Origin of the sequence: Burkholderia sp. BCC1993 (genome assembly GCF_905339865.1) — a bacterium.
Lineage (GTDB): Bacteria > Pseudomonadota > Gammaproteobacteria > Burkholderiales > Burkholderiaceae > Burkholderia.
The window spans coordinates 1-308 of the sequence record NZ_CAJPGZ010000080.1 but is presented as its reverse complement, the minus strand read 5'-3'; the positions used below and the strand labels follow the sequence as shown (position 1 = coordinate 308).

Annotated in this window: 1 protein-coding gene; it reads right to left on the bottom strand. The window is 64.6% G+C overall.

Annotated elements, in window-relative coordinates; all coding sequences use genetic code 11:
- A partial coding sequence (locus U4Y91_RS36660; protein WP_321809135.1) for an Ig-like domain-containing protein occupies positions 1 to 308 on the bottom strand: 308 nt, incomplete at both ends.

Sequence of the window (308 nt, the reverse complement as noted above, 5' to 3'; positions counted from 1 at the left end):
TCGAATATTCGACGGTCGCGCCGGTCTCGACACCGGTGAGGTTCAGTGTGCCGACGTTGGTGATGTGATCGGAGGCACTGCTGCCCGAATCGGTGGCGAGCGCCACGCCCGGTGCGGCGGCCGACGTATCGAGCGAGAAGCTGAACGAGGTCGGGTTGGAGGTGTTGCCGGCGATGTCGGTTTGCCGGACCTGCACGTCGTTCAGGCCTTCGACCGCGCTGAAGCTGGTGCTCCAGGTATGACCGCCGTCGGTCGAGTATTCGACGGTGGCGCCGGTTTCGACACCGGTCAGGTTCAACGTGCCGACA